The organism is Candidatus Protofrankia californiensis (assembly GCF_900634765.1).
Classification (GTDB): Bacteria; Actinomycetota; Actinomycetes; order Frankiales; family Frankiaceae; genus Protofrankia; species Protofrankia californiensis.
Genome location: NZ_CAAAFT010000073.1, coordinates 1 through 5,050 on the forward strand (window position 1 = coordinate 1; position 5,050 = coordinate 5,050).

At 66.3% G+C, this 5,050-nt stretch carries 4 protein-coding genes; all 4 read right to left on the reverse strand.

From position 1 onward, the window contains the following. Positions 1-27: 27 nt before the first annotated feature. Positions 28-1,242 (reverse strand): glycosyltransferase family 4 protein, encoded by a 1,215-nt coding sequence (locus DD1DGNOD_RS04580; protein WP_131765358.1) that lies wholly within the window; start codon positions 1,240-1,242, stop codon positions 28-30. Beyond that, the gene (locus DD1DGNOD_RS04585) at positions 1,239-2,405 is read right to left on the reverse strand and encodes a glycosyltransferase family 2 protein (RefSeq protein WP_206442947.1); all 1,167 of its coding nucleotides are present in this window, start codon (positions 2,403-2,405) and stop codon (positions 1,239-1,241) included. Before DD1DGNOD_RS04585 ends, DD1DGNOD_RS04580 begins: the two co-directional genes overlap by 4 nt. Then, positions 2,396-3,301 (reverse strand): glycosyltransferase family 2 protein, encoded by a 906-nt coding sequence (locus tag DD1DGNOD_RS04590; protein WP_131765359.1) that lies wholly within the window; start codon positions 3,299-3,301, stop codon positions 2,396-2,398. The genes DD1DGNOD_RS04585 and DD1DGNOD_RS04590 overlap by 10 nt, the downstream gene beginning before the upstream one ends. A 1,397-nt stretch (positions 3,302-4,698) precedes the next feature. Continuing rightward, positions 4,699-5,050: DUF6542 domain-containing protein (locus DD1DGNOD_RS04595; protein WP_241255464.1), on the reverse strand; the 352-nt coding region annotated here is incomplete at its 5' end.

Here is a 5,050-nt window from a genome sequence, read left to right on the forward strand (position 1 = left end):
GTGTCGTCTTCGTCGAGCGGCCGGGATTCAGTGGGCATGGACCAGGTCTCGATAAACAGTTTCTATGCGCGGTACCACCCGCCCGGCGGTGAAGTCCGCGGCGCGGTCGCGGGCGCGCTGGCCGAGCCGCTGCCGCAGTGACGGGTCGGAAAGGAGCAGGTTCATCGCCGTGGCCAGGGCGTCCGGAGCCGAGGGTGGGACGACGACGCCCTCCTCCCCGTCGCGGACCATGTCCGCGATGCCGCCCATCCCAGTTGTGACGACCGGGATACCGGCAGCCATGGCCTCCAGCACAACAGTGGGGCACGGGTCCGGCCAGATGGACGGGACGACGGCGAACGCGGCTCCGGCGAACGCCTGCATGATCTTTTCGTGGTCCCACGGTTCGGCCACGACAGCCCCTGCCGGAAGGCTGTCCGGCAGCTGGGATGTCCGGCGACCGACCATCAGCAGTGGCGGGCGGTCGGCAGCCAGCCGGCTGTAGGCGTCCAGCAGGATCCCGACACCCTTGTCCCGACTGAGATCACCGACATACAGCAGGTAGCCGCCCGCTGTCATGCCTCCAGGAACGGTGTGCGACCTGGTTTCCAGCAGCTCGTCCGGGATGAAGTTCGGGATGACCTCGAATGGTGTGCCGCCGGAGGCAAGGCCGGTGTGTCGGGCGACCGCCGAACTCACCGCGATGATCCGGTCCAGGGACATCCGGCGCAGGGCGCGGCCCGCCTGGTTGCCGGCGACCGTGGCGAGGCCGACCGGCCCGCCGTAGTGGTCGTGGGCGCAGCGGATGCACCGTCGCGGCGACGGCCCGTCGCATATCTGCCGGCCCATGTACATGAAGCGCTTGGTGGCGCAGACATGGCTGTAGTCGTGCAGGGTGAGCACCATCGGCGTGCGGGTCGTCAGGCGTAGGGGAGTAAGGCTGTTGACGATCCAGTTGTGCGCATGGATGACGTCGGGGCGTTCCTCGGCGATGACACGCCGTAGCGCTCTGGTCACCGCCGGGTCCGGCAGTGGCGGCGCGTAGAGCCGGTCACCCTCCCCGTACAGGAAGGGCAGTGACGCGGTGATCGGCCGAACGGTTCGGACGCACATGCCGTCACGGATTGCCGTGCCGGTTTTGTCACCGAAGGTGACTACAGTGACCTCGTGATGGTCGGCCAGGCGCCGGCCGAGATTGTGGACATGACGTTCCTCACCGCCGACGATCGGCGGGAAGAACTGGGCGAGCAGAAGGATCTTCACAGGGTGGATCCTCCGGCGGGGCGCTCCTTGCCGCGGCAGGCGGTGACCGGTTGCAGCAGGCGACCGCGCAGGTACCCGACAGCGGTGATCGCAACTCCTGACACGATGGTCACGGCGCTGCGACGCCGGCCGGGGGTGTGCACGTCGCGCCAGATGGCACGGGGGAGCGTCCGGGACATGTAGGTACGTTCCGTAGCCAGAGCGGCTGTCTGGCCGACCTGCTCCGCGATGATCGCTTTTGACCGTCCCTCGGCATAGCAGCGTTGACGGAAGTACGTGAAAGAAGCCCGCTTCGTCGTGACGCGGTGATGAACCACCGCGCGCGGTTCGTAGAGGATGGTCGCCCCCGGATCGGCCTGCCGCAGCCTGATGCCGAACTCGGTCTCCTCGCATCCCAGCGGGGTCGATCCGATCCGGCCGATGCCGCTGGTGAAGCCACCGATGCGGTCGAAGACGGTCCGGCGGAAGGACATCGCCGCACCGATGGGATTGCGGACCGGGTGGATGGAGGTGGGCAGACCTTCGTAGCTGCAGCCGACCACCCAGTCGAACTCGGGGGGAAACCACGCGGGTCGGCCGGGGGCCGGCCACATGGGTACGGCGGCGCCTCCCACGCCCTGCACGGTCGGCTCCGCATACGGGGCCAGTAGGTGCTCGAGCCAGTCGGGCTCGCCGTGGGCGTCGTCGTCGAGGAACACCACGACGTCACCGCGAGCGGCGTCCACGCCGGTGTTGCGTGCCCCGGACAGGCCCCGGGCGCCGGTGCTCGCAAGCACTGCGACGCCGTCGAAGGTGGCCCGAGCGCGGGCGAGCAGGGTGTCGTTGTGGTCGACGACCAGGATGATCTCGCTTGCCGCCGTCTTCTGGTGACGAACGCTCGCGATGGCGGCAGCGAGGTCGTCCCAGCGTTCGAGGGTGTATGCACAGATCACCACGGACGCGGCCGGTGCTGCCGCGGCCGCGGCAGCACCGCTGTCCGCGGGCCGAGGCTCGACAGGCTCGACGGGAGCTGCCTGCACCGGGATTACCGGGATGGGCATGGCAGCCGATCCGGCGACCGTCACGCCGGAGGCTTCGGTACCCGTCGTGCTGGAAGCCTCGGGAGCCGGATGCGAGGGGTCGGCTCCGCCCGGGACGACGCCGGTGGATGCCGTCACGCGCATTCCACCTCGGAGCTGACCACGCTCACGCCTGCGTCGGGTTCGGGGGTTTCCAGGTGGACGCTTTCCGGGGTTTCGCTTCTTGCTTTCTGGGGCCGAACGACGGTCAGGTTCGGGCCGACCGCTGCCGCCGTGGACCAGCGCGGTATCAGTCGCCGTCGCCGCCGGCGTGAGCCGCGGGATTCGACCAGGATGGTGCGCAGGACCCGCAGACCGTCGGAAAAGGCGTTGAGGTTGCTGACCCCGTGAATGCGGGGGTGCTCGAAGCTCGGGACTTCCACGACTCGCAGCCCGGCTCGGGCCACCCTCATGTTGATGACGGTCTCGACCTCGAAGCCGTCCCCCCACTCGTAGGCTTCGGAGCGCTCACCCGGATCCAGGTTGAGGGTGGGCAGGCAATGCCGCCAGAACGCGTTGTAGCCGTAGCAGAGATCGGAGTATCGGCAGCCCAGGAAGGCGTTGACGAGGCCGCTGAGAAACGTGTTGCCGGCCCGCCGCAACCGGGTGATGTCGCTGCTGCCGCCGCCGTTGATGAAGCGGGACCCCTTTGCGAAGTCCGCGCCGGCGGTGAGGACCCGGACGAACTCGCCGATCTCCGCGGGGTCGGCCGAGCCGTCGGCGTCGAGCATGACGAGGATGTCGCCGGTGGCCGCGGCGAAACCGCACGCGAGCGCGTTCCCTTTGCCGCGGCGTGTCTGATCGACGACTACGACGTCGGGTCGCAGCGCTCTCGCGACCGCCACCGTGTCGTCGGTCGACCGGCCGTCGACGACGACGATTTCAGCCTCGGCGGGCAGGCTCTTGAAGACGTACGGAAGGTTGCGTGCCTCGTTGAGCGTCGGGATGATGACGCTGACAGTCGAGATCTTGATGGTCGGTAGGTCCGAGTGTCCGGACACCTGTCCCCCCACATAACTGGATGTCGGGAGCCACCATGGGCCAGGCGAACCCGAGCCGATGTGGTGCCCCCAGTTCTCTGTCGACTTTCCCTGTGGTGATCGCCGTTTCAATGGTTTGAACCGGCATTTCCTGGCGGAGCGCTACGACTGTCGTTACACGTCCCCCCGGACACCGGATCGACAGTCGTCATCGCGAGCTATTGCGTCATCCCCTATCGCTGGACACCCGTGATCTCCTGGTCGGCCAAAGACGACACGATCATGGTTCTTCGTGTGGTCGGCAGACTCAGGGACGTTGGAGCATCCATGATCCGAGTTGATTGGTGAGAGTTTGCGGTTAAGAAGTTAGCATCGCCCCGGGAGGGAGTCTCGGTCGGTCGAAGTATAACAATATTGTTTGCCCGTTGTTCATTTTTGCATGACCGGGTTGCGGTGGCCAATCGCGATCTACTTAAATCGTAACGGTGATATTGCTCGGTGTAGTGTCAGTTGCTCCCAGTAATGGGATGTAGGCGGGGTGTGCTGGCTGGGCGAGATAAAGGATACCCGACCGTCGTCGACTCCAGGTGTTTGCACAGATTTCCTCCGCGCCCGCATGCCGGTGTCCGGATGGCGACAATGGGCCGTTCCGATCTTACATTTCGGTCTGCAACCGAATTCTTGTGACGAATTTCACCGCCGCCTGCGGGGTCCGTTGTGGCGTATGCCGGTCCGCCTCCCGAATAGCGTGGTCATGCGCAATGGAGCAATCGGTGTGATGTTTTCTCGCGGGCGCGAGCGTCCGGCAACAGGATTTGGATCAAGGAGTGGGGGTAGAGCGGGGGCTTCCGGATGTCGCGACCCGGTCACGACATCTGATGGGGCACCGCTGATCTGATGGGGCACCGCTCTGTGTTGCGCGGGGGCGGCACGACCAGGGCCGGCCAGGCCACGCTGGGCACGGCGGTGACGGGGCCCTGTGCCGGGCACGGCGGCGGAAGTTGCACTGGGCGCAGCGGTGGCAGGGCCCTGCACAGTGGCGGGGCGCCGCACAGGATACGGTGAGCCGGATGGGAGATCTGCGACAGCTCCAGGTCCCCGGGTCGTTGGAGGGCCAAAGGCGGCGTGATCATATTTCTTTCGCGCTCGAGGTCTGGAAGCCGATCTGGGAGGTCCGGGAGACCGGGTTCCGGGTCACTGGGAGCGCGGGCGGATGTGCGAGAAGGCGGGGCACGGGCAGCGTCCGCAGTCCGATCCGTGGCGGTAATGCCGATGATCGACACGAGAATGACCGCAGCGACAGGTCGCCCACCATCGGGTTAGGCGTTCCCGCAGTTCGGGGTGTGCATCCATCGGCACACTGAAAACGGTACCGGATATCTACCCGATGCTGTTCCGGCGAGCCGGCAGACGCTGTTCTAGGGAGTCGGTCGGCGGCGATTCCCGGGTGGGTTGAGGTTTCGTTCGCGTATGCGGTGGGTAACTCGTGCGCGCCGTGCACGAACCATGGCGATAAGGACAACAGCGGCGAAACCCAGCAGAAGTACGGGAGCTCGCAGAATCAGGTCGGATCCGATATCGATCGCCTTGCTCTTCAGCCCTCCGCCGCTGTCGCCCGACGACGGTCGGGTGAATCCGACACCAATGGCAATCACCGCATAGACCAGCGGTGGCGCAATGACGGTCCCGAGAAGATCGTCGGGATGTACCCGGGTGGCGGCAAGGATGCAACCGGTGACGAACAGGACTCCGAAGGCGACTCCCGGGGAA

Excerpts from the sequence above, each read along its gene's own strand:
- DD1DGNOD_RS04585 (WP_206442947.1), bottom strand. The coding sequence starts at position 2,405 with ATGCGCGTGACGGCATCCACCGGCGTCGTCCCGGGCGGAGCCGACCCC.